Source organism: Duganella sp., from assembly GCF_039595735.1.
Taxonomy (GTDB): domain Bacteria; phylum Pseudomonadota; class Gammaproteobacteria; order Burkholderiales; family Burkholderiaceae_D; genus Rugamonas.
Genome location: NZ_JBCNLB010000001.1, coordinates 977,878 through 1,004,364 on the forward strand (window position 1 = coordinate 977,878; position 26,487 = coordinate 1,004,364).

Annotated in this window: 26 protein-coding genes and 1 tRNA gene; 17 read left to right on the forward strand and 10 right to left on the reverse strand. The window is 61.8% G+C overall.

Translation table 11 applies throughout. The features are described 5' to 3' along the window. Nucleotides 1-11: 11 nt before the first annotated feature. Entirely contained in the window at nucleotides 12-782 is a 771-nt protein-coding gene (locus ABDW57_RS04495) for an ABC transporter ATP-binding protein (RefSeq protein ID WP_343729002.1), read from the forward strand. Beyond that, nucleotides 782-1,504 (forward strand): ABC transporter ATP-binding protein, encoded by a 723-nt coding sequence (locus ABDW57_RS04500; protein ID WP_343729003.1) that lies wholly within the window; start codon nucleotides 782-784, stop codon nucleotides 1,502-1,504. The genes ABDW57_RS04495 and ABDW57_RS04500 overlap by 1 nt, the downstream gene beginning before the upstream one ends. Nucleotides 1,505-1,725: 221 nt before the next feature. On the opposite strand, the gene phaP is transcribed toward ABDW57_RS04500, so the two are convergent. Further along, nucleotides 1,726-2,286, reverse strand: a complete 561-nt coding sequence (phaP, locus tag ABDW57_RS04505; protein WP_343729004.1) for a TIGR01841 family phasin — start codon at nucleotides 2,284-2,286, stop codon at nucleotides 1,726-1,728. 337 nt (nucleotides 2,287-2,623) lie between these two features. Between phaP and ABDW57_RS04510 the strand changes: the two genes are divergently transcribed. The 3 genes from ABDW57_RS04510 to pbpG all read left to right on the forward strand — a co-directional run bounded on the left by ABDW57_RS04510 (nucleotide 2,624) and on the right by pbpG (nucleotide 5,439). After that, nucleotides 2,624-3,532 carry a DMT family transporter gene (locus ABDW57_RS04510; RefSeq protein WP_343729005.1) on the forward strand — a complete coding sequence of 303 codons (909 nt, stop codon included), beginning with the start codon at nucleotides 2,624-2,626 and terminating at the stop codon, nucleotides 3,530-3,532. Nucleotides 3,533-3,539: 7 nt separating this feature from the next. Then, entirely contained in the window at nucleotides 3,540-4,235 is a 696-nt protein-coding gene (locus tag ABDW57_RS04515) for a nitroreductase (protein ID WP_343729006.1), read from the forward strand. Between the two features lie 130 nt (nucleotides 4,236-4,365). Continuing rightward, nucleotides 4,366-5,439, forward strand: coding sequence for a D-alanyl-D-alanine endopeptidase (gene pbpG / locus ABDW57_RS04520; RefSeq protein WP_343729007.1), 1,074 nt, complete (start codon nucleotides 4,366-4,368; stop codon nucleotides 5,437-5,439). On the opposite strand, the gene ABDW57_RS04525 is transcribed toward pbpG, so the two are convergent. After that, complete coding sequence (locus ABDW57_RS04525; protein WP_343729008.1) at nucleotides 5,421-6,200, reverse strand: IclR family transcriptional regulator; 780 nt, start codon at nucleotides 6,198-6,200, stop codon at nucleotides 5,421-5,423. The genes pbpG and ABDW57_RS04525 overlap by 19 nt on opposite strands. Before the next feature lie 103 nt (nucleotides 6,201-6,303). Between ABDW57_RS04525 and ABDW57_RS04530 the strand changes: the two genes are divergently transcribed. From ABDW57_RS04530 to ABDW57_RS04575, 10 genes are all read left to right on the forward strand, one after another. Next, a complete protein-coding gene (locus ABDW57_RS04530) occupies nucleotides 6,304-6,687 on the forward strand; it encodes a diacylglycerol kinase (protein ID WP_343729009.1) in 384 nt (127 codons plus the stop codon). A gap of 88 nt (nucleotides 6,688-6,775) precedes the next feature. After that, a complete protein-coding gene (locus tag ABDW57_RS04535) occupies nucleotides 6,776-7,783 on the forward strand; it encodes a sulfate ABC transporter substrate-binding protein (protein ID WP_343729010.1) in 1,008 nt (335 codons plus the stop codon). A gap of 12 nt (nucleotides 7,784-7,795) precedes the next feature. Next, on the forward strand, nucleotides 7,796-8,350 hold the full coding sequence (locus ABDW57_RS04540) for an alpha/beta hydrolase (protein WP_343729011.1): 555 nt from the start codon (nucleotides 7,796-7,798) through the stop codon (nucleotides 8,348-8,350). 26 nt (nucleotides 8,351-8,376) lie between these two features. Next, the gene (locus ABDW57_RS04545; protein WP_343729012.1) at nucleotides 8,377-9,015 is read left to right on the forward strand and encodes a peroxiredoxin; all 639 of its coding nucleotides are present in this window, start codon (nucleotides 8,377-8,379) and stop codon (nucleotides 9,013-9,015) included. Nucleotides 9,016-9,096: 81 nt separating this feature from the next. Further along, entirely contained in the window at nucleotides 9,097-9,873 is a 777-nt protein-coding gene (locus tag ABDW57_RS04550; RefSeq protein ID WP_343729013.1) for a sulfite exporter TauE/SafE family protein, read from the forward strand. A gap of 95 nt (nucleotides 9,874-9,968) precedes the next feature. Next, nucleotides 9,969-10,844 (forward strand): sulfate ABC transporter permease subunit CysT, encoded by an 876-nt coding sequence (gene cysT / locus ABDW57_RS04555; protein WP_155464879.1) that lies wholly within the window; start codon nucleotides 9,969-9,971, stop codon nucleotides 10,842-10,844. A gap of 1 nt (nucleotide 10,845) precedes the next feature. Beyond that, a complete protein-coding gene (gene cysW, locus ABDW57_RS04560; protein WP_343729014.1) occupies nucleotides 10,846-11,736 on the forward strand; it encodes a sulfate ABC transporter permease subunit CysW in 891 nt (296 codons plus the stop codon). A gap of 4 nt (nucleotides 11,737-11,740) precedes the next feature. After that, entirely contained in the window at nucleotides 11,741-12,811 is a 1,071-nt protein-coding gene (locus tag ABDW57_RS04565; RefSeq protein ID WP_343729015.1) for a sulfate ABC transporter ATP-binding protein, read from the forward strand. Next, the gene (locus ABDW57_RS04570) at nucleotides 12,808-13,740 is read left to right on the forward strand and encodes a CysB family HTH-type transcriptional regulator (RefSeq protein WP_343729016.1); all 933 of its coding nucleotides are present in this window, start codon (nucleotides 12,808-12,810) and stop codon (nucleotides 13,738-13,740) included. Before ABDW57_RS04565 ends, ABDW57_RS04570 begins: the two co-directional genes overlap by 4 nt. Before the next feature lie 116 nt (nucleotides 13,741-13,856). Continuing rightward, on the forward strand, nucleotides 13,857-15,476 hold the full coding sequence (locus ABDW57_RS04575; protein ID WP_343729017.1) for a methyl-accepting chemotaxis protein: 1,620 nt from the start codon (nucleotides 13,857-13,859) through the stop codon (nucleotides 15,474-15,476). Here the strand turns inward: ABDW57_RS04575 and ABDW57_RS04580 are convergent. From ABDW57_RS04580 to ABDW57_RS04605, 6 genes are all read right to left on the reverse strand, one after another. Then, a complete protein-coding gene (locus ABDW57_RS04580) occupies nucleotides 15,464-17,806 on the reverse strand; it encodes a TonB-dependent receptor (RefSeq protein WP_343729018.1) in 2,343 nt (780 codons plus the stop codon). The two genes, ABDW57_RS04575 and ABDW57_RS04580, sit on opposite strands and share 13 nt — an antisense overlap. Nucleotides 17,807-17,919: 113 nt before the next feature. Continuing rightward, complete coding sequence (locus tag ABDW57_RS04585) at nucleotides 17,920-18,969, reverse strand: aldo/keto reductase (protein ID WP_343729019.1); 1,050 nt, start codon at nucleotides 18,967-18,969, stop codon at nucleotides 17,920-17,922. 9 nt (nucleotides 18,970-18,978) lie between these two features. Next, nucleotides 18,979-20,016, reverse strand: coding sequence for a quinone-dependent dihydroorotate dehydrogenase (locus ABDW57_RS04590; protein ID WP_343729020.1), 1,038 nt, complete (start codon nucleotides 20,014-20,016; stop codon nucleotides 18,979-18,981). A gap of 33 nt (nucleotides 20,017-20,049) precedes the next feature. Further along, nucleotides 20,050-20,778, reverse strand: coding sequence for an arginyltransferase (locus tag ABDW57_RS04595; RefSeq protein ID WP_343729021.1), 729 nt, complete (start codon nucleotides 20,776-20,778; stop codon nucleotides 20,050-20,052). 41 nt (nucleotides 20,779-20,819) lie between these two features. Beyond that, on the reverse strand, nucleotides 20,820-21,548 hold the full coding sequence (gene aat / locus ABDW57_RS04600; RefSeq protein WP_343729022.1) for a leucyl/phenylalanyl-tRNA--protein transferase: 729 nt from the start codon (nucleotides 21,546-21,548) through the stop codon (nucleotides 20,820-20,822). Continuing rightward, a complete protein-coding gene (locus ABDW57_RS04605) occupies nucleotides 21,545-22,126 on the reverse strand; it encodes an NUDIX hydrolase (protein WP_343729023.1) in 582 nt (193 codons plus the stop codon). The genes aat and ABDW57_RS04605 overlap by 4 nt, the downstream gene beginning before the upstream one ends. A 161-nt stretch (nucleotides 22,127-22,287) precedes the next feature. On the opposite strand from ABDW57_RS04605, the gene ABDW57_RS04610 reads away from it, so the two are divergent. Further along, nucleotides 22,288-22,364: transfer RNA gene (locus ABDW57_RS04610), tRNA-Met, on the forward strand. Between the two features lie 177 nt (nucleotides 22,365-22,541). Continuing rightward, nucleotides 22,542-24,992 (forward strand): alginate lyase family protein, encoded by a 2,451-nt coding sequence (locus ABDW57_RS04615; RefSeq protein ID WP_343729024.1) that lies wholly within the window; start codon nucleotides 22,542-22,544, stop codon nucleotides 24,990-24,992. Here ABDW57_RS04615 and ABDW57_RS04620 read toward each other — a convergent pair. Continuing rightward, nucleotides 24,949-25,443: a DUF29 domain-containing protein gene (locus ABDW57_RS04620; RefSeq protein ID WP_343729025.1), complete on the reverse strand. Its 495-nt coding sequence runs from the start codon at nucleotides 25,441-25,443 to the stop codon at nucleotides 24,949-24,951. The genes ABDW57_RS04615 and ABDW57_RS04620 overlap by 44 nt on opposite strands. A 21-nt stretch (nucleotides 25,444-25,464) precedes the next feature. Next, complete coding sequence (locus ABDW57_RS04625; protein WP_343729026.1) at nucleotides 25,465-26,481, reverse strand: MerR family transcriptional regulator; 1,017 nt, start codon at nucleotides 26,479-26,481, stop codon at nucleotides 25,465-25,467. Between the last annotated feature and the right edge of the window lie 6 nt (nucleotides 26,482-26,487).

Genomic DNA, 26,487 nt, shown 5'->3' on the forward strand with positions numbered 1-26,487 from the left:
AAGAGACAATAATGACTGAACAGGTAATTCTCCACATCGCCGGCGTCAACAAGCGTTTCGGCGGTTTGCAGGCGCTGACCGATGTTGGCATCAAAATCATGAAGGGCCAGATTTACGGCCTGATCGGCCCGAATGGCGCCGGTAAGACGACGTTCTTCAACGTGATTACCGGCCTGTACCAGCCGGACACCGGCACCTTCGAGCTGGCAGGCAAGCCGTATTCGCCGTCGGCGCCGCATGAGGTGGCCAAGGCCGGCATCGCCCGCACGTTCCAGAACATCCGCCTGTTTGGCGAGATGACGGCGCTGGAAAACGTCATGGTGGGCCGTCATGTGCGCTCGAAGCAAGGCGTGTTTGGCGCGATTTTCCGCCACAAGGCGGCACGCGAAGAGGAGGCGGATATCCGCCGCCGCGCGCAGGAGTTGCTGGACTTTGTCGGCATCGGCCAGTTTGCCAAGCGCACGGCCAAGTTCCTGTCCTACGGCGACCAACGCCGCCTGGAGATCGCCCGCGCCTTGGCCACCGACCCGCAGCTGCTGGCGCTGGACGAACCGGCGGCCGGCATGAACGCCACCGAGAAACTGGCCCTGCGCGAACTGTTGATCAAGATCAAAGAACAGGGCAAAACCGTGTTGTTAATTGAACACGACGTCAAGATGATGATGAGCTTGTGCGACCGCTTGATGGTGCTGGAATACGGCAAACCGATCGCGGAAGGCTTGCCGGCAGAAATACAGAGCAATCAGGCAGTGATTGACGCCTACCTCGGAGGATCGCATTAATGAGCGACAACGTTCTAAAAGTATCGGGACTGAAAGTCGCATATGGCGGCATTAAAGCCGTCAAGGGGATCGATCTCGAAGTTAATCAGGGCGAATTAATTGCCCTGATCGGCGCCAATGGCGCCGGCAAAACCACCACGCTGAAAGCCATTACCGGCACTTTACCGCCGTGTAAAGTCGAGGGCACGATTACTTATCAGGGCGAGGCTTTAAAAGGCACTAAATCTTTCCATTTGGTGGAAAAGAAACTGGCGATGGTGCCGGAAGGCCGTGGCGTATTTACCCGCATGACGATACACGAGAATCTGATGATGGGGGCTTATACCCGTGATGATAAAGCCGGCATTGAATCGGATATTGCCAAATGGTTTGAGGTATTCCCGCGTTTGAAAGAACGGGCACAGCAATTGGCCGGTACCTTATCCGGCGGTGAACAACAAATGCTGGCCATGGCGCGGGCATTAATGTCGCATCCCAAATTGCTGTTATTGGATGAGCCATCGATGGGTTTATCACCGATTATGGTGGAAAAGATTTTCGAGGTGATCCGCAATGTGTCGAAAGAGGGGATTACCATTTTGCTGGTGGAGCAGAATGCGAAACTCGCATTGCAAGCCGCACACCGCGGCTATGTCATGGACTCCGGCAATATCACCATGACCGGCAATGCCAGCGACATGCTGGACGACCCGCGCGTCAAAGCCGCCTACCTGGGCGAGTAATCCCGCCGCTCCTATGAAGAAGCCGCCGCGCGCGGCTTTTTTGTCGTCCTGCTTATGCTAGAAATTGGCATGTATAAGCCGTTTTCTGGCGTGGAGCGGGAATAAAAAAAAGCCCCGGGATTAACCGAGGCTTTCAAGGACACCCGTTAAAGTGGAAACCACGGATGCCGAGGAGACCTTTAAAACGGGAAGCCGGCGCCCTACCGCGCCGGCGTCCTTATTTATTTCTTGGCTGGAGCGGCTTTAGCGGCAGCAGCGCTGAATTGGTTCACAGCGGCATTCAGATTGCTTTCCAGCGATTCAACAGCTTGTTTAGCGGTTTTGGTGAATTGCTCGTAACCGGCGCTGGCATTGCCAATTGCCGATTTAAACAGGGCCACGGCATTTTCGGTGCCGGCTGGGGCGTTTTTGCTCACTTCTTCAACCAGCGAAATAACTTTACGGTTGGTTTCGGCGATTTGGGTTTCAGCAGCTTTGCTGAATTCAGCGCCGGTGCTGGAAGCGATGGTTGCCAGGTGACGGCCGTAAGCGATGGTTTTTTCAGCGCTTGGTTGTGCCTGAGCGGTCGCCAGCGAGAAGAATTCCTGTGGATCTTTAGCGGCCAGCAATTGCTTGGTGGTGGCCGAAGTTTCTTCCAGCGAGGCTTTGGCGGCGGTCAGGTTCAGGTCGACAAATTTCTCCACGCCTTCGAAGGCTTTATTGGTCAGCGTCGAAAAGATAGCGAACTGAGCTTCGAAATTAGCTTTGGTCGCATTGGAAAATTGCTCAGGAATTGCAAACATTTAGTTCTCCAGGAAAAATAGTCGTTGATGAATACTGCTCATGTTTCTACCGTCGGTGAGAAACCTCCAAACTACGTTTCAGACCGAACAACGAATTGTGCAACGCAACAAACCCGATTTTACGGCCTTCAAAAATTAAGTCAAGCGATTTTTTGTGCGTTGCATCAAAGCACATCATCTTCATCTCGCGGAAATATTGATAGGCGTGAACTATTGCTTTCGCCTGAGGAAAATAGCGGCCTCCCGATGAGAAATCGCCTGTCGTGTTAGACTGGGACCATCCCGGGTCGGCGCCGAAATGTGGCGCCGATTGCCTTTTAGATCACAAGTCAACTTGATGACCGATACCTCCAAAGCCGTTCCTGTTGCCCGGCAAGCCAGTTTTTTGTCACCGTTGCCGTTGTTTTTCGTGCTTTTGTGGAGCAGTGGTTTCATCGTGGCCAAGTTTGGCTTGCCGTATGCGCCGCCGCTGACTTTCCTGCTGCTGCGCTTCCTCGGCGTGTTGCTCATCCTGGTGCCGGCGGTGTTGCTGCTGAAGGCGCCTTGGCCCCACGGCAAGATCGGCCACATCGCGATCGCCGGGCTGCTGGTGCAAGCCGGTTACCTGATCGGCGTCTGGTGCGCCATCAAGCAGGGCATGCCGGCCGGCCTGTCGGCGCTGATTGTCGGCATGCAGCCGATCCTGACTGCGTTTGCCGCGCCGCTGATCGGTGAAAAAGTCCGCCCGCGACAATGGCTGGGCTTGCTGTTTGGCATCGGCGGGGTAGGGCTGGTGGTGGCCGCCAAGATCCAGTTAGTGGGGCTGACCCTGGAGGCCATCCTGCTGTGCCTGCTGGCCCTGGTCAGCATCACGGTCGGCACCTTGTATCAGAAGCACCATTGTCCGCAATTCGACCTGCGCGTGGGCACCGTGATCCAGTTTGCCGCTTCCGCGGTGCTTATATTGCCCTTGGCGATTATTTTTGAAGACCTGGGTCCGGATTTTGCTGCGGTGCATTGGGAGCCGGGCTTTATTGGTGCATTGTTGTGGTCAGTACTGGGCTTGTCGATCGGCGCCATTTTCCTGCTATTCGCCTTGATCCGCCGAAATGACGCCACCCAGGTCACCAGCTTGATGTATCTGACGCCGCCAACCACCGCTATCATGGCATGGCTGATGTTTGGCGAAGCTTTTAACGCCCTCGGCATGGCAGGCATGGTGCTGGCCGTCACTGGCGTGATATTCGTGGTGAAGCAACCCAAATAGAGGACGCATGATTTCCAATCCAGACCAGCAAGCCGTCGATGCGGCCATCACCTCGCGGCGCTCGATCCGGGCGTTTCTGGACACGCCGGTGGCGCGCGAAGATATCGAAGCCATTCTGCAGGTGGCTGGCCGGGCGCCGTCCGGCACCAACACCCAGCCGTGGAAAGTCTACGTGCTGCAGGGCGAGCGCAAGCATCAGTTGTCTTCCGCCATCCTGGCCGCACATAACGACCCGGAGCTGGCGCGCCAGCACACGGAAGCATATGCCTATTATCCGCGCGAGTGGGTGTCGCCCTATGTCGACCGGCGCCGCAAGGTCGGCTGGGATTTGTACGCGCTGCTGGGCCTGACGCGCGACAACAAGGCCGGCATGGCGGCCCAGCATGGCAAGAACTATGCATTCTTTGGCGCGCCGGTCGGCCTGATCTTCACCATCGACCGGATCATGGAGCAGGGCTCGTGGCTGGACTACGGCATGTTCTTGCAAAACATCATGGTGGCGGCGCGCGGCCGCGGCCTGGATACCTGTCCGCAGGCGGCTTTCACCCAGTATCACCGCATCATCAGCGCGCAGCTGGCGCTGCCGGAAAACGAGACCGTGGTGTGCGGCATGGCGCTTGGTGTTGCCGATATGAGCAAAATCGAGAATTCTTTGATCACTGAGCGCATGGCGCTCGAAGAATTTGTTAAATTTATCGAATAACTCAGCTTGTTTTTCCCGTATTGCGGCTACGCAACCAATAGCGGGAAAAAGGTTAAATTTGCTTGCGCTCGCTCAGTGTTTTGCTACACTGCAACGAGTATTGGAACGGATTCTTTTTTGGGGAAGTGGAATGATTAAACTCGCAATTAGCGCGCTGATCTCGCTGATGTTTGCATCTGCTGCCATCGCCGCACCGGCGACGGAAGCCGGCGGCGCCGCGCCCAAAAAACAGCAAGTCAAAAAGAAGCGCCAACCCGTGCGCGTGGCCGCCGCCGATGCCGGCGACCGCGTGGTCAAGCGCGTGATGAAAGTCAACGGCAAGCGCAAGGTGGTGTACCAGCGCGTGCTGGCGGCCGCGCCGGCCGTGCCGACCATGGGCGATCTGGCGGGCCTGAACCACACCAGCGATCCGCTGGACCTGAAATCGAATGTGGCGCTGGTGCTGGACCAGGCCAACTCGGAAGTGCTGTTTGAAAAGAATTCCAATATCGCCTTGCCGATCGCCTCGATCACCAAGATGATGACCGGCCTGGTGGTGGTGGAAGCCAAGCAGGACATGGACGAAGTCCTGACCGTCACCGACGAGGACGTCGACCGCGAAAAATTCAGCAGCTCGCGCCTGAAAGTCGGCACCCAGATGACGCGCGCCAATATGCTGCACATCGCCCTGATGAGTTCGGAAAACCGCGCCGCCTCGGCGCTGGGCCGCAACTACCCGGGCGGCAAGCCGGCCTTCGTGGAAGCCATGAATGCCAAGGCGCGTGAGCTCGGCATGACCGATACCCACTACGTCGATTCCAGCGGCCTGTCGAAAATGAATGTGGCCAGCGCGCGCGATCTGGCCAAGCTGGCCATGGCAGCGTATCAGCAGCCGATGCTGCGCCAGTTCTCCACCGATCCGAAAGCCATTGTCGAGACCAGCAATGGCCGTCCGATGCAGTTCGGCACCACCAACCATCTGGTGGCCAACCCGGACTGGGCGATCGGCTTGCAGAAAACCGGCTTCATCAACGAAGCCGGGCGCTGCCTGCTGATGCAGGCCGTGATTGAAGGCCGCTCGGTGATCATGGTGTTCCTTGATTCCAAGGGCAAGCAGTCGCGTACCGCCGATGCCGGCCGCATGCGCAAGTGGCTGGAAGCGCTGCGTCCAGCCAGCCTGGGCGGCGGCATCAGCACCGGCGCCGCTTATTCCACCGGGATGTAACCGAGGGTGACGGAGATCTGGCGCGCAGTCAGCACCAGATCTTCCAGCCATTCTTCCTGCAGACGGTCGGCCGGCGCCGAGATCGACAGCCCGGCAATCAGCTTGCCGCTGTCATCGTAGATGCCGGCGGCCATGCAGCGCACGCCCAGTTCCAGTTCCTCATTATCGCGCGAGTAGCCGCGCGATTTCACCAGGCTCAGCTCGCGCTCCAGCTTGCCCAGATCCGTGATCGAATTCTTGTTGTGCCCCGCCAGCCCGGTGCGGGTGGCGTAGGCGCGGATGGCTTTCGGCTCGTCCACCGACAGGAACAGCTTGCCGGTCGAGGTCAGGTGCAGCGGGCCGCGGCCGCCGATGGCGCGCACCACCTGCATGCCCGAGCGCTCCGAGAAAGCGCGGTCGATGTAGACAATCTCGTCGCCTTGCCGCACCGACAGGTTGATGGTCTGCTGGGTCTTTTTGTGCAGTGCACGCATGAAGTCCAGCGCCGCCTCGCGCACGGACAGGCGGCTCTTGACCACATTGCCCAGTTCCAGCAGGCGCATGCCAAGCCGGTACGTGCCGGGCTCGACCCGGTCGACAAAGCGGGTGACCACCATGTCGTTCAAAATCCGGTGGGCGGTGGACGGGTGTAGCCCTGAGACCTTGGATAATTCCTTCAGGCTGACGGGGTCGGGATACTTGGCCAGGGCATCGAGCAGCGCCACCATGCGCTCGATCACCTGGATGGTGGTCTTTTGCTCTGGAACGGGTTCGATTTTCATGATGTGGTTGGTGCGATGCAGTATGCGATACCAAACTTTATACCATAATGTGGAAAAAAACGAAAATGCTGCATAATGTGACATTATTTCTTTTCGCCACATCATGGAACCAGTCAGCGAGTTCAAGAGCAAGAGCGGCCTCAAACGCATCTACACGGCATTTTTCTATTCCATCGACGGCTTCCGATCGGCCTGGCGCAACGAGCACGCCTTCCGCCAGGAGGTGGGGGTGTTTGTGGTGGGCGCCATTATTGCGCTGCTGCTGAAGGTGTCGGCGTTTGAAAAACTGGTGCTGATCGGCGTGCTGCTGCTGATCCTGATCGTGGAACTGATCAATTCCTCGATCGAGGCGGTGGTGGACCGGGTATCGCTGGAGCGCCACCCCTTGTCCAAGAACGCCAAGGATTTTGGCAGCGCGGCCGTGCTGCTGACCTGCCTGCTGGCGATCGCTACTTGGTCTGTGGTGCTTTACAATCGTTTCATATGATTTTTATGCATAAGAAACTGATAAAAGCTTAGTTCTCATTTATAAGGGGCAGGATTAATCTGGAGGCCTTCACTACTAGGGGAATCCAATGCTGTCCAAGAAAATCATTGCTGCCGCTGTTCTTGCTGTTTCCGCCGTTGCCCCAGCCCTGGCTGCGGACATCTCGCTGCTGAACGTTTCCTACGACCCGACCCGCGAGCTGTACCAGGACGTCAACACGGCCTTCGCCAAGGAGTGGAAAGCCAAGACCGGCGACAACGTCAAGATCAAGCAATCGCACGGCGGTTCGGGCAAACAAGGCCGCGCAGTGATTGACGGCCTGGAAGCCGACGTGGTCTCGCTGGCCCTGGCCTACGACATCGACGCCATTGCCGACCACAAGCTGCTGTCCCCAGACTGGCAGAAAAAGCTGCCGCATAACAGCACCCCCTATACCTCGACCATCGTGTTCCTGGTCCGCAAAGGCAATCCCAAAGGCATCAAGGACTGGAACGACCTGGTGAAACCAGGCGTGGCCGTGATCACCCCGAATCCGAAAACCTCGGGCGGCGCCCGCTGGAACCACCTGGCAGCCTACGGCTACGCCCTGCGCCAGCCCGGCGGCAGCGAAGCCTCGGCCAAGGAATTCCTGAGCAAGCTGTACAAGAACGTGCCGGTGCTGGATTCCGGCGCCCGCGGCGCCACCACCACCTTCGTCGAACGCGGCATCGGCGACGTGCTGATCGCCTGGGAAAACGAAGCCCTGCTGGCGATCAAGGAACTGGGGCCGAACAAGTTCGACATCGTGGCGCCGTCGGTCTCCATCCTGGCGGAACCGCCAGTGGCCGTGGTCGACAAAGTGGTCGACAAGCGCGGCACCCGCAAAGTGTCGGAAGCCTATCTGAACTTCCTGTACACCGATGAAGCGCAGGACATCATCGCCCAGAACTACTACCGTCCCGGCACCGAGAAAGCGTCGAAAAAATACGCGGCCCAGTTCCCGAACGTCAAGCTGTTCACCATCGCGCAAGTGGCTGGCGACTGGACCAAAGCCCAGAAGACCCACTTCGCGGACGGCGGCCTGTTTGACCAGATCTACCAGCCTACCGGCAAATAAGGTCAGCAAGCCATGACCGGCGTCTTTGAACAACTGCGCGTGCTGATCGCGCCCGGTCTGCACAACAGCGGACCGGACCACTGGCAAAGCCGCTGGCAACGCTTGTACCCCGCTTTCGAGCGGGTGCAGCAGGATGACTGGAAGCAGCCGGACCTGGCGCGCTGGTCGGCCAGGGTGGACGCGTTGCGCGGCGCCGATGAACGGCCGACGCTGATCGTGGCGCACAGCTTCGGCGCGCTGGCCACCGTGCACAGCGTGGCGCGCAAGCCGGACCACGTGGTGGGCGTGCTGCTGGTGGCGCCGGCCGATCCCGACAAATTCAAGGTGGCGGCGCTGCTGCCGCAGCAAGCCCTGCCGGTGCCGTCCATCATGGTCGGCAGCACCAACGATCCCTGGATGGCGGCGCCGCGCGCCGAACTGTGGGCGCGGCGCTGGCACAGCCGCTTCATCAACGGCGGCCCGCTGGGCCATATCAATGCCGAGTCCGGCTTGGGCGACTGGCCGGAGGGGCTGGAAACCTTGTACTTTTTAGCAGAGCAGGCGCACAATAGCGCCTTGTCCGCGTGACCACTTTCTACTCTGGAGACCAAGTTATGACTATCCGCCTGGGCGATACCGCGCCTGATTTTGAACAAGACTCGTCCATCGGCAAGCTGAAGTTCCATGAGTGGGCGGGCAATTCGTGGGTGGTGCTGTTCTCGCACCCGGCGGATTTCACCCCGGTCTGCACCACTGAACTGGGCCTGACCGCCAAGCTGAAACCGGAATTCGACAAGCGCAACGTGAAAGCGATCGCGCTGTCGGTCGATCCGGCGGAATCGCACCAGGCCTGGATCAAGGATATCGAAGAGACGCAGAAAACCGTGGTTGGTTTCCCGATCATCGCCGATGCCGACCGCAAGGTGGCCACCCTGTACGACATGATCCACCCGGAAGCCTCGGCCACCGCCACCGTGCGCACCCTGTTCGTGATCGACCCGAACAAGAAGGTACGCCTGAGCATCACCTACCCGATGAGCACCGGCCGCAACTTCGACGAAGTGCTGCGCGTGATCGATGCGCTGCAACTGACCGACGGCTACACCGTGGCCACGCCGGGCAACTGGAAAGATGGCGACGACGTCATCATTCCGCTGACCGTGCAGGACCCGGACGTGCTGAAGCAAAAGTATCCGAAAGGCTTTACCGCCGAGCGCCCATACCTGCGCGTGACGCCGCAGCCAAACAAATAATCCGGATAAGCTTATAAGTTTTCCGTTGTTTGGATCTTTCCCCAAAGTAGGTAACCTTCACACCTACTTTGGGGAAACTCTATGGATTTGCAGTTTGTCGCGTCAGGTTTTGCGGTGGGTTTGCTGGTCGGGATGACCGGTGTAGGCGGCGGTTCGCTGATGACGCCACTACTGACCCTGCTGTTCGGCGTCACGCCCGCAGTGGCGGTCGGCACCGATCTCGCCTTTGCCTCCCTCACCAAAGGGGTCGGCACCTTCACCCATCGTATGCGCGGCACGGTTCACTGGGACATCGTGCGCCGCCTGTGCATTGGCGCGCTGCCGGCGGCCCTGCTGGCCAGCATCGGCCTCAAATATTTTGGCACGCTCAGCAAGGAGATGGGCCAGATCATCCGCTACACCATTGCCGGCTCCGTGCTGCTGACCGTGATTGCGTTGCTATTCAAACGCAAGATGCTGACCTGGATCACCGCCCACCCAGAACGCCAGTTGCAGGGCAGGGCGCTGCACAACGCCACCATTTTTACCGGCGCCGTGCTGGGCGTGCTGGTGACGATATCCTCCATCGGCGCCGGCGCCATTGGCGCCACCGTGCTGGTGATGTTGTATCCGCGCCTGACCGCCGCCGAAGTGGCCGGCACCGACATCGCCTACGCCGTGCCCCTGACCGCGATTGCCGCAGTCGGCCACTGGTGGCTGGGCTCGATCAACTGGACGCTGTTGCTGACCCTGCTGGTGGGATCCGTGCCTGGTATTACCATTGGTGCGTACGCTGCCCGCGCCGTGCCGGAGCGCCTGCTGCGCGGCATTCTGGCCTTCACCCTGGTCGCTGTGGCCGTCAAACTTGTATATAGCTGAATCGCATAACGACATGAGAAATGCTTCGTTTGTATTATGAAGCATTGATGAGAACATGCAGCCCTTATAGAAGGAATTGTAATAAGGGAGCATACATGTCTGCTGTTCTTGCAGCGTCCGGCGCCACCCCGGTGGCGGCCAAACGGGGCGCACCGTTCCGCGTCATGCCGGGTTTCCGGCTGTCGCTGGGCTTCACCATTTTCTACCTGACGCTGATCGTCCTGATCCCGCTGTCGGCGGTGTTCCTGAAAACGTCCACCATGAGCTGGGAGCATTTCTGGAACACGGTCACCTCGGCGCGCGTGGTGGCTTCCTACAAGCTGACGTTTGGCGCCTCGCTGCTGGGCGCTTTCATCAACGTCATTTTTGGCGGCATCGTGGCCTGGGTGCTGGTGCGCTACGAATTCCCCGGCAAGCGCATCGTCGACGCCCTGGTCGACCTGCCGTTCGCGCTGCCGACCGCCGTGGCCGGCATCACCCTGACCGCGCTGTACTCGGCCAATGGCTGGCTGGGCCGCTTCATCGAGGGCGAGCTGGGCATCAAGGTGGCGTTCACCCCGCTGGGCGTGATCATCGCGCTGACCTTCATCGGCCTGCCGTTCGTGGTGCGGACCGTGCAGCCGGTGCTGGAAGACGCCGAGCGTGAACTGGAAGAGGCCGCCGCCAGCCTGGGCGCCAACGCCTGGCAAACTTTCTCGCGCGTGGTGTTCCCGACCATCCTGCCATCGCTGATGACCGGCTTTGCGCTGGCCTTCGCGCGCGCCACCGGCGAATACGGTTCGGTGATTTTCATTGCCGGCAATATGCCGATGGTGTCGGAAATCACGCCGCTGTTCATCATCACCAAGCTGGAGCAGTACGACTACTCGGGCGCCACCGCGATTGCGGTGGTGATGCTGGTGGTGTCCTTTATCCTGCTGCTGACCATCAACCTGTTGCAAGCCTGGGCTCGCGGAAAGTCGGGGAAATAATATGAGCGGAGCTCCTGTCACCAATGTGCGCCGTGGCGAACTGCCATCGGCGCCGCAAATCCTGGAACCGCGCTGGGTGCGCGGCGTGCTGATCGCCGTCGCGCTGCTGTTCCTGACCCTGTTCCTGTTCGTGCCGCTGGTGTCGGTGTTTTACGAAGCGCTGAAAAAGGGCTGGGACGCTTACGCCGCCGCCATCGTTGAAGAAGACGCGATCTCGGCCATCAAGCTGACCCTGATTACCGCCGCCATCGCCGTGCCGCTCAATCTGGTGTTTGGCGTGGCTGCCTCGTGGTGCATCGCCAAGTTCGAGTTCCGCGGCAAGAGCATCCTGCTGACGCTGATCGATCTGCCGTTCTCGGTGTCGCCGGTGATCTCCGGCCTGATCTATGTGCTGCTGTTTGGCGCGCAGGGCTGGTTCGGCCCGTGGCTGCAGGAGCACGATATCAAGATCCTGTTTGCGGTGCCGGGCATTGTGCTGGCCACCATCTTCGTCACCTTCCCGTTTGTGGCGCGCGAGCTGATCCCGCTGATGCAGGCACAGGGCAGCGAAGAAGAAGAGGCCGCCATCGTGCTGGGCGCCTCGGGCTGGGATACCTTCCGCCGCGTCACCCTGCCGAACATCAAGTGGGGCCTGCTGTACGGCGTGATCCTGTGTAACGCCCGCGCCATGGGCGAGTTCGGCGCGGTGTCGGTGGTGTCCGGCCACATCCGTGGCGAAACCAACACCATGCCGCTGCAAGTCGAGATTCTCTACAACGAATATAACTTTGCCGCCGCCTTTGCCGTGGCGTCCCTGCTGGCCCTGCTGGCGCTGGTGACGCTGGTCGTGAAAACCTTTATCGCCTGGCGCCTGAACGAATCCATCGCCGACGACGTGCGCACTTCGGAGTAATACCATGACGATCCAAGTTAAGAACATCAACAAGCGTTTCGGCGATTTCGTCGCCCTCAACAATATCTCGCTGGACTTCCCGCAAGGCGAGCTGACCGCGCTGCTGGGGCCTTCGGGCTGCGGCAAGACCACGCTGCTGCGTTGCATCGCCGGCCTGGAACATCCGGATTCGGGCCAGGTGCTGCTGGACGGCCAGGATGCCTCGGACCGCCATGTGCGCGAGCGCCAGGTGGGCTTTGTGTTCCAGCATTACGCGCTGTTCAAGCACATGACCGTGTTTGAAAACGTCGCCTTCGGCCTGCGCGTCAAAAAGCGTTCGGAGCGGCCTTCGGAAGACCAGATCCGCCGCAAGGTCAAGGACCTGCTGGAACTGGTGCAGCTGGACTGGCTGGCCGACCGCTATCCGCCGCAATTGTCGGGCGGCCAGCGTCAGCGCATCGCCCTGGCGCGCGCGCTGGCGGTGGAACCGCGCGTGCTGCTGCTGGACGAACCGTTTGGCGCGCTGGACGCCAAGGTGCGCAAGGAACTGCGCCGCTGGCTGCGCCGCCTGCACGACGAATTGCACGTCACCTCCATCTTCGTCACCCACGACCAGGAAGAAGCGCTGGAGGTGGCCGACCAGGTGGTGCTGATGAACAAGGGTAACGTCGAACAGATCGGCGCGCCGGACGAGGTGTACAACCACCCGGCCTCGCCGTTTGTGTACGGCTTCCTCGGCAACGTCAACGTGTTCCACGGCCGCGTGCAGGATGGCGTGCTGGCCAGCGGCGAAGCCAGCTTCGACGTGCCGGGCCAGCCGGCAGCGGCGGGCCGGGGCACGGCCTATGTGCGGCCGCATGAGCTGGACGTGGACCGCTACACGCCGGGCGCGGAAGGCATCGTGGTCAAACTGCGCCGCGCGCATGCGATCGGCCCGCTGGCCCAGCTGGACCTGGAACGCGGCGACAACGCCGAACTGATCGAAGCAGTCATCCCTAACGAGCGCTTCAGCAGCCTGGGCCTGAAAGAAGGCGAGACGCTGGTAGTGCGACCGAAACGCCTGCGCGTGTTCGTGGACGAAGGAGCCTCCATATGAATTTTCAACAGCTGCGGTCCATCCGCGAAGCCGCCCGTCGCGGCTACAACCTGACCGAAGTGGCCAATGCCCTGTTTACCTCGCAACCTGGCGTGTCGCGCCAGATCCGCGAACTGGAAGACGAACTGGGCGTCGTCATCTTCGAGCGTAACGGCAAGCGCCTGACCGGCATGACGGAGCCGGGCAAAGGCATCCTGAAAATCATCGACCGCCTGCTGATCGAGGCCGAGAATCTGCAACAAGCCAGCCTGGAATACACCGGCCAGCAAAGCGGCACGCTGAGCGTGGCCGCCACCCACACGCAGGCGCGTTATGCGCTGCCGAAAGTGGTGCAGAGCTTCCGCACCGCGTACCCGGACGTGCGCATCGCCCTGCAGCAAAGCGCGCCCGAGCACATCGCGGAGTGGATCCTGTCCGGCAAGACCGATATCGGCATCGCCACCGAAGGCTTGTCGGCGTTTCCGGATCTGGTGTCCTTCCCTTGCTACCGCTGGAGCCACCTGATCGTGGTGCCGGACGGCCATCCGCTGCTGTCGCGCTCGCCGATCAGGCTGGAAGACCTGGCTGAGTTCCCGCTGATCACCTACGATGTCGGCTTCACCGGCCGCGGCCACATCGATGCCGCGTTTGAACAAGCCGGCGTGCGCCCGGACATCGTGCTGACCGCCATGGATTCGGACGTGATCAAGCAATACGTCTCGCTCGGCCTGGGGGTCGGCATCGTTGCTTCGATGGCCTTTGATCACGGCCGCGACAAGGGCATGCGCGCGGTGGAAGCCTCGCACCTGTTCGCGCAAAACACCACGCGGCTGGCGGTGCGCAAGGGCGCTTACCTGCGCTCCTACGCGTATCACTTCATCCAGCAATTCGCGCCGGAGCTGAGCCGCGCCGACATCGACGCGGCCCTCAACGGCAACGAGTTGAACTAAGCGCTGGCCGCCGCCACCAGAGTGTGGCGGCGGCAAAACAGTCTTAAATTTTTTCCTATTTGCATGTTCAATTGACCATATACTGAATCCCTGCAACCAACTCCGGGGAGCCTCAAATGGGATTCGGTAATTGGAAAATCGGCTATCGCCTGGCAGCCGGTCTGGGTGTGGCCATCATCTTCATGATCGGCATCGCTGTGGTCGGTATCGGCAATCTTGGCAAGTTGAATAACAACACCAACGATCTCGCCACCGACAAAGTTCCCAAGGTGATACTCGCTTATGAAACGATAGGCGGTCTGAATGATATTGCCCGCGCCATGCGCAATGCCATGCTGTCCAGCGATCCGGCGGTGGTCAAGGCCGAGCTGGAGCGGGTGGACCAGCGCAAGCTGGAAAACGCCGAGCGCCTGGAAAAACTGGGCAAGCTGGTTGCCGACGACACAGACCCGCAAAGCAAGGCCAGGCTGCAGGCGGTGCTGGACGCGCGCGAAAAATACCTGGTGGTGCAAAGCCAGTTTGTCGCCATGTCGGCTGACGACAGCAAGCGCGGCGAGAACGTCAAGTACCTGCTGACCACGGTGCGCAAGGAGCAGACGGCTTACCTGAATGCGCTGACCGATCTGGTCAAGTTCCAGAACGCGGCGGTGGAGCAGGCCAGCGCGCTGGCCGAGCAATCGTATTCCAGTTCGCGCACCACCATGGTGGTGCTGACGGTGATTGCCGTGGCGCTGGCGGCCTGGGTGCTGCACTGGATTACGCGCAGCATCACGCAGCCGCTGAACCGCGCGGTCGGCATGGCGCAGGCAGTGGCGGGCGGCGACCTGACCATGCGCATGGAGTGCAACACCACCGATGAAACCGGCCAGCTGCTGCGTGCGCTGATCGACATGAACGAGGCGCTGGCGCGCACAGTGGGGCAGGTGCGGTCCGGGACCGACACCATCACCAATGCGTCCAACGAGATCGCCAACGGCAATCTGGATTTGTCGACGCGCACCGAGCAGCAAGCCTCCAGCCTGGAGGAAACGGCGTCGTCGATGGAGGAGCTGACCTCGACCGTGTCGCAGAATGCGGAAAATGCGCGGCAGGCCACCCGGCTGGTGGTGGCGGCGTCCGATTACGCCACCAAGGGCGGGCAGGTGGTGGGCCAGGTGGTGAGCACCATGGGCGCCATCAAGGAAAGCTCCAGCAAGATAGTCGACATCATCAGCGTGATAGACGGGATTGCGTTCCAGACCAACATCCTGGCGCTGAATGCGGCGGTGGAGGCGGCGCGCGCCGGCGAGCAGGGCAGGGGCTTTGCCGTGGTGGCCTCGGAGGTGCGCACGCTGGCGCAGCGCTCGGCCGCTGCCGCCAGGGAGATCAAGGAATTGATCGGGCGTTCGGTGGAAACGGTGGATGCGGGCGCTTCACTGGTGGATCAGGCCGGGGCCACCATGCAGAACATCGTGCAATCGGTGCAGCAGGTGGCGGACATCATGAAGCAGATCAGCGCCGCCAGCAGCGAGCAGAGCACCGGCATCGAGCAGGTCAATCAGGCCATCGTCTCGATCGACGATGTGACGCAGCAGAACGCCGCGCTGGTGGAAGAAGCGGCCGCCGCCGCGCAGAGCATGCGCGATCAGGCCGATTTGCTGGCGCAGGCGGTCAGCGTGTTCAAGCTGGCGGGCAGTGCGCCGCCAGCGCGGCCGATGAAGCAGCTGAGCGCCCGCTTGGGCGCTTACCAGCTGTAGCCGGCCTTGGCGTAGTAGTAGCGGCCGTTGAAGCCGTTCGGCGCCCAGCCGCTGTACGGGTTGATGCCGTTGTTGTTGAGGTTGCCCGCCGACGTGACCTGATCCGGATAGCGGTCGGTCACGTTGTCGATGCCCACACTCAGGCGCCAGTGCCTGCCCAGCCTGACGCTGGCCGACAAGTCCAGCACCCATTGCGGATCGTAAGTCTGATCCAGCGTCGCATTATTCTGCGGCACGGTGAAGCTGCCGTAGCGCGTGACCACCGCGCGCGTGCCCCAATTCCCCAGCGTCCAGTCGGTCGCCAGGCTGAACTTGTCCTTGGGCGAACCCACCGTGATGCGGTTGATGGTCTGGCGGTCGATCAGGGTCAGGCCATTGGCGCTCAGGATGGCCGGATTGGCGTTGACGTGCTCCAGCGAATTCTTGTTGTGGTTGTAGGCGGCGGTGAAGTCAAAACGGCCGGCCTTGCTGGTTTCCCAGCGGTAGGTGCTGAGGATGTCGACGCCGGTGGTGCGGGTGTCGATGGCGTTGGTGAAGTAGCGGCCGGCGCCCACCAGCAAGCCTTGTTTGGCCAGCGTGTCCTTCAAGGCCTGGTTCAGGGTCATATTGGCCGACAACGCGATGCGGTCGTCGATGTCGATGCGGTAAGCGTCGATGCTGGCGGTCCAGTTGCGGGTGGGCTGCAGCAGGATGCCGAGGCTGTAGTTGCGGGCTTTCTCGGCCTTGAGCGGCGTGGCGCCGAGGGCTGCCGCGGCGGCGCTGCCGACCGCAAAAGTGCCGGTTTCAATCGGCGTGTTGACGCCATTCACCACCGAGAAATTGGTGGTGGTGATGGTGTAGAACTGCTGCGCCAGCGATGGCGCGCGGAAACCGGACGAGGCGGTCGCGCGCAGCGACACCGTATCGTTGAAGGCGTAGCGGGTCGAGGCCTTGGCCGACGTCGTATTGCCGAAGTCGCTGTAGCGCTCGTGGCGCAGCGCGGCCGAGGCCGAGAACTGCCTGCTCACTTCCGCCTCGAAGTTGGCGTACAGCGATTCGTTGTGGCGGCTGTTCTTGCCCGCATTCACCGCGCGGAAGCCGGAGAAGCCCTGCGCGCCCGAGCCGCTGTACGAGGCCACGTCGCCGGCGCCGATCTCATATTCCTCGCGCCGGTATTCGGCGCCCAGCGCCACCGTCAGCGGGCCGGTGAAGGCTTCCACCGGATAATCACGCGCCACGTCCACATTCAACAGCGATTGCGAGCTCTTCAGCTTGCCGGCGTAGAAGTGGGTCGGGCTGTTGGCGCCGAGGTCGAGGTTGACGGTGTTGTCGAGGTCCAGCTTGAATGCATTCTGGCCGTAGTTCAGGCTGACGTCCCAACGCCAGCCCGCTGCTTCGCCGCGCAGGCCGGTGACCAGCGAGGCGTCGGTGGACTGGCTGTTCTCCAACGGCAGGAAGCCGTCCGGATACAGCGGCGAGCGGCCGAATGTGCGCCAGGTGGCGGCCGCCGACGTGTCGCGCTGACCGTAGTTGGCGAAGGCGTACCAGTCGATGTCGTCGCTCACGCGGTACTGGCCGTTGACGAACAGCACGCGTGGTTTGGTTTCGGGATCGCCAAAGCGCTGATTGACCTTGCCATAGCGCGGGTCGGCCGGATTGCGGAAATCGGCGCCGGCGCGGTTGGTCGGATCGCGGTCGGCGGCGTCGATGGCGATGCGCACCCAGCCGTCTTCACCGAGGTTGAAACCGGTCGAGCCGCGCAGCGAAACTTGCTTGCCGTCGCGTTCCTGGTATTCGCCAAAACCGATCTCGGCGTCGCCGCCGGCCGCGCCCTTTTTCAGGATGATGTTGATCACGCCGGCAATCGCGTCCGAGCCGTACTGGGCGGCGGCGCCATCGCGCAGCACTTCGATGTGATCGATGGCTGACAGCGGAATCGCGTTCAGGTCGACCGGCGCCGAGCCGCGGCCCTGGGTGCCGTTGACGTTGACCACCGCCGAGGCATGGCGGCGCTTGCCGTTCACCAGCACCAGCACCTGGTCCGGCGACAGGCCGCGCAGCTGTGCCGGGCGCACGGCATCGCTGGCATCGGCGCCGGATGGCCGCGGGAAGTTCAGCGACGGCAGCACGCGGCCCAGCACGGTGGCCAGTTCGGTCGAGCCGCTGGCCTGCAGCTCGCGCGCGCCGATGATGTCGACCGGCGACTCGGTATCGACGGTGCGGCGGTTCTTGGCGTAGGTGCCGGTCACCACAACCGACTGCAGCTCGCCGTCAGCGGCTTGTTGTTGGGCGAAGGCGGGAATGACGATGGAGGAAATCAGGCTGGCAAGCAGGAGGGGGCGTACGCGCATCGGTCAACTCGTTATGGTATCAATGGCAAAAGGATAGCAGCGGGTAGCCATGCTGCCCACTAATCGTTATGACTAATGATATTCAAGTTTTGGATAACGTGTCGCGAATGCCGTCATTGGCCGGGATTGGTGATCTCGGCGTGGACCTGATCCACTTGCTTGATGAGCTCCAGCGGCAGCTGGATGGCGTAGGCGTCGATGTTGTGCCTGAGCTGGTCGACACTGGTGGCGCCGATGATGGTCGAGGCCACAAACCAGCGCGAGTAGCACCACGCCAGCGCCAGTTGCGCCGGCGTCAGACCGTGGTCGCGCGCCAGCTGGGCGTAGCGCGCAGCTGCCGCCACCGTGGCCGGACGCGTGTAGCGCGGGCTCCAGTTGCTCGGGAAAATGGTCAGGCGGCCATGCGCCTTCGGATCATCGAGGTATTTGCCGGTCAGCTGGCCAAACGCCAGCGGGCTGTAGGCCAGCAGGCTGACGTTTTCGCGGTAGCAGGTCTCGTCCAGCAAACTGGTTTCGAAGTGGCGCGCGGTCAGGTTGTACAGGTTCTGGATGGTGGCGATGCGCGGCAAGTCTTTCATCTCGGACTGCTTGATGAATTCGTTCACGCCCCAGCACGATTCATTGGACACGCCGATCGCGCCGATCTTGCCCTGCTTGACCAGATCACCCAGCGCCGCCAGCGTTGCTTCAATCGGCACGCTCATCCGCTCGTGCCGGGGATTGAAGACGTTGTTGCCGAAGACAGGCACGTTGCGGCTGGGCCAGTGCAATTGGTATAAATCGATATGCTCGACCTGCAGGCGCTGCAGGCTGGTCTCGACCGCCGCCTTCAGGTTGGCGGCGTCGTAGTTGCGCGCGCGGCCGCCGCGCACCCAGGTCACGCTGGCGTTGGGGCCGGCGGCCTTGGTGGCGATCACCATCTTGTCGCGCCGGCCGGTCTTCTTCAGCCAGGTGCCGATGTAGCGCTCGGTCAGGCCCTGGGTTTCCGGGCGCGACATCACCGGGTACATTTCCGCCGTGTCGATGAAGTTGATGCCGCGCTCGAATGCGTAGTCGAGCTGGCTGTGTGCTTCCGCCTCGGTGTTCTGCTCGCCCCAGGTCATGCTGCCGAGGCAGATCTTGCTGACATGCAGATGGCTGTTACCCAGTTGTACCTGCTGCATAGGCTGTCCTTATTGGCGTACCGCGTCGGCGCAATCCTTGATCAGTGCCGGCCCCGCGTAGATCAGGCCGCTGTACAGCTGCACCAGTTGCGCGCCGCATTCCATTTTGACCTTGGCGTCCGCACCTTGCATGATGCCGCCCACGCCGATGATCGGCAGCGCGTCACCCAGCTCGGCCTTGAGCAGGCGGATCACGGTGTTGGAGAACTGGAACACCGGCGCGCCCGACAGGCCGCCCGCTTCAGCGCCGTGCAGCATGCCGGTGACGGCATCGCGGTTGAGCGTGGTGTTGGTGGCGATCACGCCGTCGATCTTGTGACGGATCAGCGCGTCGGCAATGTTCTTGACCTGGTCGCCATCCATGTCCGGTGCGATCTTCAGGGCCAGCGGCACATAGCGCTGGTGCTGGTCGGCCAGGCGCAGCTGGGCTTGCTTCAGCGTACTCAGCAGACCGTCCAGTTCCGAGCCGCCCTGCAGCTGGCGCAGGTTCTTGGTGTTGGGCGAGGAAATGTTGACGGTGACGTAGCTGGCGTAGGGATAGACTTTTTCCAGGCAGTGCAGGTAATCGTCGGTGGCGCGCTCGATCGGCGTATCGGCGTTCTTGCCGATGTTCAGGCCCAGCACGCCGGCCTTGTCCTGGTAAAAGCGCGAGGACTGCACATTGGCCACGAAGGCATCCACGCCGCCGTTGTTGAAGCCCATGCGGTTGATGATGGCGTGCGCTTCCGGCAGGCGGAACATGCGCGGCTTCGGGTTGCCGGGCTGGGCGCGCGGCGTCACGGTGCCGACTTCGATCGAGCCGAAGCCGAGATCGGCCAGCGCGTCGATGTAGGCGCCATCCTTGTCCAGGCCGGCAGCCAGGCCGACCGGGTTTTTAAAGGTAATGCCCATCACGGTGCGCGGATCGGCCTTGGGCTGCTGGATCAGCTTGGTCAGGCCCAGCGAGGCGGCGCGTTTCAGGGCCGGCAGGGTGAAGTGGTGGGCGGCTTCGGCGTCCATCGAGAACAGCATCGGACGGGCCAGGGAGTACAGGAATTTGTTGGACATGGGGCGCTCTGGTTATTGTTCGCCCGTATTTTATCAGGCGTCCAACACGCTCCACACGCCTTTCACGCGGGCTTCCAGCGGTTTGAAGTTGGTTTTGTAAGACATTTTCGGGCTTTCCTTGATCCAGTAGCCCAGATAAACGTAAGGCAGTTTCAGCTCGCGCGCCTGCTCGATTTGCCACAGGACGTTGAAGGTGCCGTAGGAGGCGCCCTCGACATCGGGATCGAAGAAGGTGTAGACCGAGGACAAGCCGTCCGACAGCACGTCGATGATGCTGACCATGCGCAGCGTGCCGCCCGGCTCGCGGAATTCCACCAGCCGCGTGTTGACGCGGCTTTGCAGCAGGAATTGCGCGTACTGGTCGCGGCTGTCCTGGTCCATGCCGCCGCCGGCGTGGCGCTTGCTCTGGTAGCGCAGGTAAAGCTCGTAGTGCTCGTCGGAGAACGACAGCGTGGCCACGCCCGCGACCAGTTCGCCATGCTTGATCCAGGCGCGGCGCTGGGTGCGGTTGGGGCGGAACTGGTCGGCCACCACGCGCACCGGAATGCAAGCCTGGCAGCCATCGCAATATGGCCGATAAGTAAAGATGCCGCTGCGGCGGAAGCCGTTTTTCACCAGCTCCGAGTAGACGTCGGCGTTAATCAGATGCGAAGGCGTGGCCACCTGCGAGCGCGCTTGACGGGCGTCAAGGTAGCTGCAAGGGTAGGGCGCCGTCGTGTAAAACTGCAGCGTCGCGAAAGGCAGGTCGTTCAGGTGCGTCATGCACGTCCTATCTGGCGTTTTGGTTGAGTCTTGATGCTAGCTTAACTGGCTGGCGCGAGTGGTGCAATTGGTTCCCATCCGGTGATCTGGGGCAATTCAATACTGTTGCGCAGATGCGCCAGGAATTGCGCGCGCGGCATCGGGCTGGCGCCGAGGGAGGCCAGATGGCCAGTCTCCTGTTGGCAATCGATCATGCTTACCCCTTTGTCACGCAGAAAGCGCACCAGATAGGATAAGGCGATCTTGGAGGCATCCGTGACGCGCGCGAACATCGATTCGCCGTAGAACATGCGGCCGATGCAGACGCCGTAGGCGCCGCCGACCAGCTCGCCGTCCAGCCAGACTTCGGCCGAGTGCGCGTAACCCATGCGGTGCAGGCCGGTATAGCCGGCAATGATGTCTTCCGAAATCCAGGTGCCGGGGCCGTCGCGGCGCGGCGCGGCGCAGGCGCGCATCACCTGTTCGAAGGCGCTGTCGAAGCGCACTTGCCAGCGGCCGTTTTCGCTGCGGCTGCGCTCCACCTTGCGCAGGGTTTTCTTGAGCGAATCGGAGATGCGGAAATTCGCCGTGTGCAGCACCATGCGCGGATCGGTGCTCCACCACAGGATGGGCTGCCCCTCCGAGAACCACGGGAAAATGCCGTGCCGGTAGGCCATCAGCAGGCGCTGCGGCGACAGGTCGGCGCCGGCCGCCAGCAAGCCCGGCGCGTCCTTGGTCAGCGCCTCGGAGACGTCGGGAAACGGCGTGTGGGTGTCAAGCCAGGGGATCACGTGGGGTCGAGGTCCGAACGCATATTGCGGATGATGTCTTGCGTGTGGAAACCGTAGCTGCCGCCTTCACGGATGTTGACGCGGTCGGCAAAGAACAGTTCCAGCGTGGTGCGGATGGTGGGGAAGGCCAGGTCGTCCCATGGGATGTCCTGTTCCGTGAACAGCCTGACTTCCAGGCTTTCCTCGCCGGGGGCGAAATCGAGGTCGAGCAGTTCGGCCAGGTAGAACATGTGGACTTGATGGACACGCGCCACGTTCAGCAGCGTGAACAGCTTGCCCAGTTTGATATTGGCGCCGGCTTCTTCCTGCGTCTCGCGGATCGCCGCTTCGCCGGTGGTTTCATTGTTTTCCATGAAGCCGGCCGGCAGCGTCCAGTAGCCGTAGCGCGGCTCGATGGCGCGCTTGCACAGCAGGACCTGCAGTTCGCCGTCGCGTTCCCACACCGGGATCGAGCCCAGCACCATTTTCGGATTCTGGTAATGGATGGCGGCGCAGCTGCTGCACACATAGCGGGGACGGTTGTCGCCAGCCGGAATGGACAGGCTGACGGGGGAAGCGCATTCGGAACAGAATTTCATAAACAATTGCTCAAGTCGATTTTATGCTTACTTTACACCGATTGCCGCCCGCACGGCGTGTTGGCGGCGGCGCCGGCCGGGCATTTATTCGAACTATCGCGCCTGTTTCCGGGATTGATATTGCCTAAACTCCAGATCTGCCCTATAATAACGGCATCAGACGCGGGGTGGAGCAGTCTGGCAGCTCGTCGGGCTCATAACCCGAAGGTCACAGGTTCAAATCCTGTCCCCGCAACCAAATTCGAAGCCGTTGATACCGTCAGGGATCAGCGGCTTTTTCGTTTTCCGCCGGCCTCCTGCTTCGTGCGCATGAAACTAGTTTAAAAAAAACTGTTGACGTACGGAAACTATGTAACTTAGACTCCACTGCAGTTTGCATTAATCTGGCGTACACGTTCATTTTGGAGACTGGTCTATGGAAATCCGAAACATCCTGGCGGGCATGTTTGATCGAACCCATGTTGCAGCTGCGTTGCTCCTGCTGAGCACTGCCACACTGCCGGGGCACGGCAGCGCTGCCGAGTCCCGTGTTTTCACGCATCCCGGCACGCCGCTCACGCTGGCGGATCTGAGCGCGCTCAAGGCGCAAGTCGACCAGGGGCGGGAGCCCTGGAAGTCGGCCTATGACATGCTGGCCAACGATGGGCGGTCCCGGCTCACCTACGGCATGGCGGGGCCGTTCGCCACCGTCAGCCGGGCGCCCGATGTGAATCTGGGCGCGTGGCGCAGCGATATGATGGCAATCTGGAATCTGTCGCGGATGTGGTATTTCACCGGCAACCAGGAATACGCGAAGAAGGCGCGGGCGATCCTGAGGGCATGGGCCACCACCCAGACCGAATTCACCGGCCGCGAATCGATGCTGGATCTGGGCGATTACGCTTACATGTTCGTGGGCGGCGCCGACATTCTGCGCGGCACCTGGCAGGACTGGACCGAGGACGACACGGCGGTGGTGAAGAAGTATTTCAAGGACGTGCTGATGCCGGCTTCCAACCCCTACGGCGAAAAACAGTTCGGCGCCGCCAACAAGGGCGCGCTGGCGCTGGTTGCGCTCGGGCTGATGGCCATCTACAACGACGATGCCGAGGCGCTGGACAAGGTGATTTACCAGACTCGCACGCTTGCCCACATCGGGCTGCGCAGTTCCAACGATATCGGCATGCTGGGCGACTCCCTGCGCGACCAGGGCCATGCCCATGGTCAGCTCAAGTCGCTGACCATGCTGGCCGAGGCGTTGTGGAAGCAGGGCATCGACATCTATTCCGATCTGGATGATCGTTTGCTGGCGGCCGGCGAATATTTTGCGCGGGTGAATGAGCTGGCGCCGACGCCGGCGCTGCCGTTCGGCACCACCGACGCTTACTACACCGCCGACAACACCAACCGCGGCTGGGGTGGCGGCAACATTACCCTCAATCAGGTGTATGGCGCTTACGTCCTGCGCAAGGGCATGCAGGCGCCGTTCATCGCCCAACGGCGTTTGTGGATGCCGGTGGACAGCGGCAGCTTCATGTTCCTGAAGGAAGCCGACAGCGCGACCGCAGCGCCCGAGCCGGCGCCGGCCATGCCGTCCAGCGCGTCGGTCACTGCCGGGTTGAGCGGCATTAACATCGGCGGCGCCACGCCGGCCGGCACCGCCACCTATGCCGACGGCAAATGGACCGTGCAGGGCGCCGGCGCCGAGATCTGGGGCACGAGCGACAGCTGCTACTTCGCCTACCAGGCCCTCACCGGCGACGGCAGCATCATCGCCAAAGTCGACGCGGTGCAGAACACCAGCCCGTCCGCCAAGGCCGGCGTGATGATACGCACCAGCCTGGACCAGGGCGCCCCGCGCGCCTGGATGGCGATCACCAACCGCATCCAGGCCGAGCAGAACATGCAGAATCTCGCGGTGTACGGCGGCAACAACTACGGCAACAAGGCCCTGCCCATCGCCAGCGCCACGCCGTCGTACTGGGTCAAGCTGGAGCGCATCGGCAACGTCATCAGCGGCTACATCTCGCCCGACGGCACCAACTGGGCCGCCACCGATGTCGGCCGCCTCAACGCGCCGCTGCCGGATACCATTTATGTCGGCCTGGTGGTGTCCTCGGTGGCGAATGGCACGCTGAATCGCTCGGTCTTCAGCAACGTCCAGATTACTGGTGGCGACGGGGCGGCGCCGGCCGTCATCCCGGCGGCGCCGGCGGCGCTGCTGGCGGCGCCTGGCGATGGCGTGGTGCCGTTGCGCTGGCAGGCGGCGTTCGGCGCCACCAGCTACGCGGTAATGCGCTCCACCTTCAGCGGCGGGCCGTACACCACCATCGCGCCGCACGTGACGGGCAGCAGCTATACCGACACGACAGTGACGAATGGCATGACCTACTACTACACGGTCAAGGCGGCCAATGCCGCCGGCACCAGCGCCAATTCGCCGGAGGACAGCGCCACCCCGGTCCATCCGCTGGTGAACGTGGCCACCGGCGGCAGCGCCACCGACAGCGCCAGCAACGCCGCCAACGCCAGGCGCGCTTTCGACCAGAATTCGGCAACGCAGTGGTTCTACTCGGGCGTGGCGGGCTGGCTGCGGTATGACCTCGGCCACACCGAGAGCGTGCAGCGCTACACGGTCATCAGTTCCAACGACAAGGTCGAGCGTGATCCGAAAGACTGGCAATTCCAGGGTTCCAACGATGGCGTCAACTGGACCACGCTCGATACGCAAAGCAACCAGATGTTCAGTGCGCGCTTCCAGCCGAAAAACTATGCAGTCGCGACGCCGGCCGCCTATCGCTACTACCGGCTCAACATCACGGCCAATAATGGCGACGCCAGTTTTACCGACCTGTCGGAATTCGGACTGTTCGCGGCCCGGCCGTAGGTAGCGCCGTCCACGGCATGAAGTCCCGTTCCAGTAGTTGTTCCCGGGTATAGGCCAGGGTGTCAGGGAAGCTGGAGCGGGGCAGATTGGCTTTGCAGGTCAGGCGCTCGGTGATGTCGGCGTAGGCGTCGGCGATGTGGTTGTCGATAAGCGGCGCCATGCTGGGCATTTTGTTGATCAGCTTTTCGATCCAGCGGCGATGGTGGCATAGCTCGCCCAGCCAATGACCCGAGACCCGCTCGGGGTAGAGTTTGCTTTTCAGGAAGTAGTGCAGCAGCTTGCGTACGTGGCGCTTGAGCTGCTTTTGCTCCTGCCCGGCCAGATGCAGTACTTCGGCTACCAGATTGTCCACGTCCAGTTGTTCAAAGTGCTTGGTAGAAGTCTGCGTTGTAGAGATTGTTGAGATGATCGTCCATGGGGCACCATCGTAGAATGGGGGAGGGACTTTCACTTTATGCGGGATCAACGCGTGTCAAGCGGCGGCGGCTGTGCGGATGTAGTCGAGCATGGCTGTGCTGACCCAGGTGCCTTGCAGCAGCGCTGGCTCGCGTTCGTGGGCGGTGCGGATTTTTTTCAGGGTGGCCGGATCGTTGCCGACGCGCAGGCGGAACAGGCGCAGCCACTCGCAAGCCAGTGCATGCGACGATGGCGCGTTTGCAGGTACGCCGCTGGCCATGTGCTTGTGCACGGCGACGATCAGTTCCATCCATTCGCGAAAGTGCTTGCCGCCGTGCTCGCGCATGTGCTGCACTTCTGCGGCGCTCAGGTAGTTGGCGTACAGTGATAGCCGGTATTCGCTGAACGCTTCGCCGACGTATTGCCTGAGTTCCGGCGTGATGCGCGTGAGCCGCTGCGCCGTGGCTTCCTGTTCCAGCATGGCGGTCATGCGCCAGGCGAATTCGGGGTTGCCGCCGGTGTCTTGTTCCAGCATCTGCATCCAGCGTCGGGCCAGCGCACCGGCCTGCGGATCGCTGGCCGGCAGTTTGCGCGCCATGGCTTCGCGGACTTCACGCACCAGCGCCTCCCACGCCTGATTGCGGCGCGCGTCGCGCTGCCAGAAGGGCAGGCGGCGCAGTTCGTCCTGTGAGAAGTATTGCTCATACAGATGCATGTGTTCGAGCGTGGACAGCCAGTCCTCCAGCGCCGGTTCGTCGCCGCCACGCATCTGGCGCTGCAATTGCGAGAGCTGCTCGCGCAGCGTGGTCGCTTGCGCGATCTGGCGGTTGAGCGCCTCGATCTGCTGCGCGACGATATCGGCAAACGGTGCATCGGGACTGGCGAGGAAAGTGCCGATATCGGCCAGCGACATGCCGAACTTGCGCAGCGCCTGGATCTGGTGCAGGCGCGCGACGTCGTCGCGGCTGTACAGCCGGTAACCGGAATCGGCGCGCGCCGATGGCGTCAGCAGGCCGATGTTGTCGTAGTGGTGCAGCGCGCGTACGGTAAGGCCGGAGCGCGCCGCCAGTTCGCCGATTTTCAGTGCTTTCATGCGTGC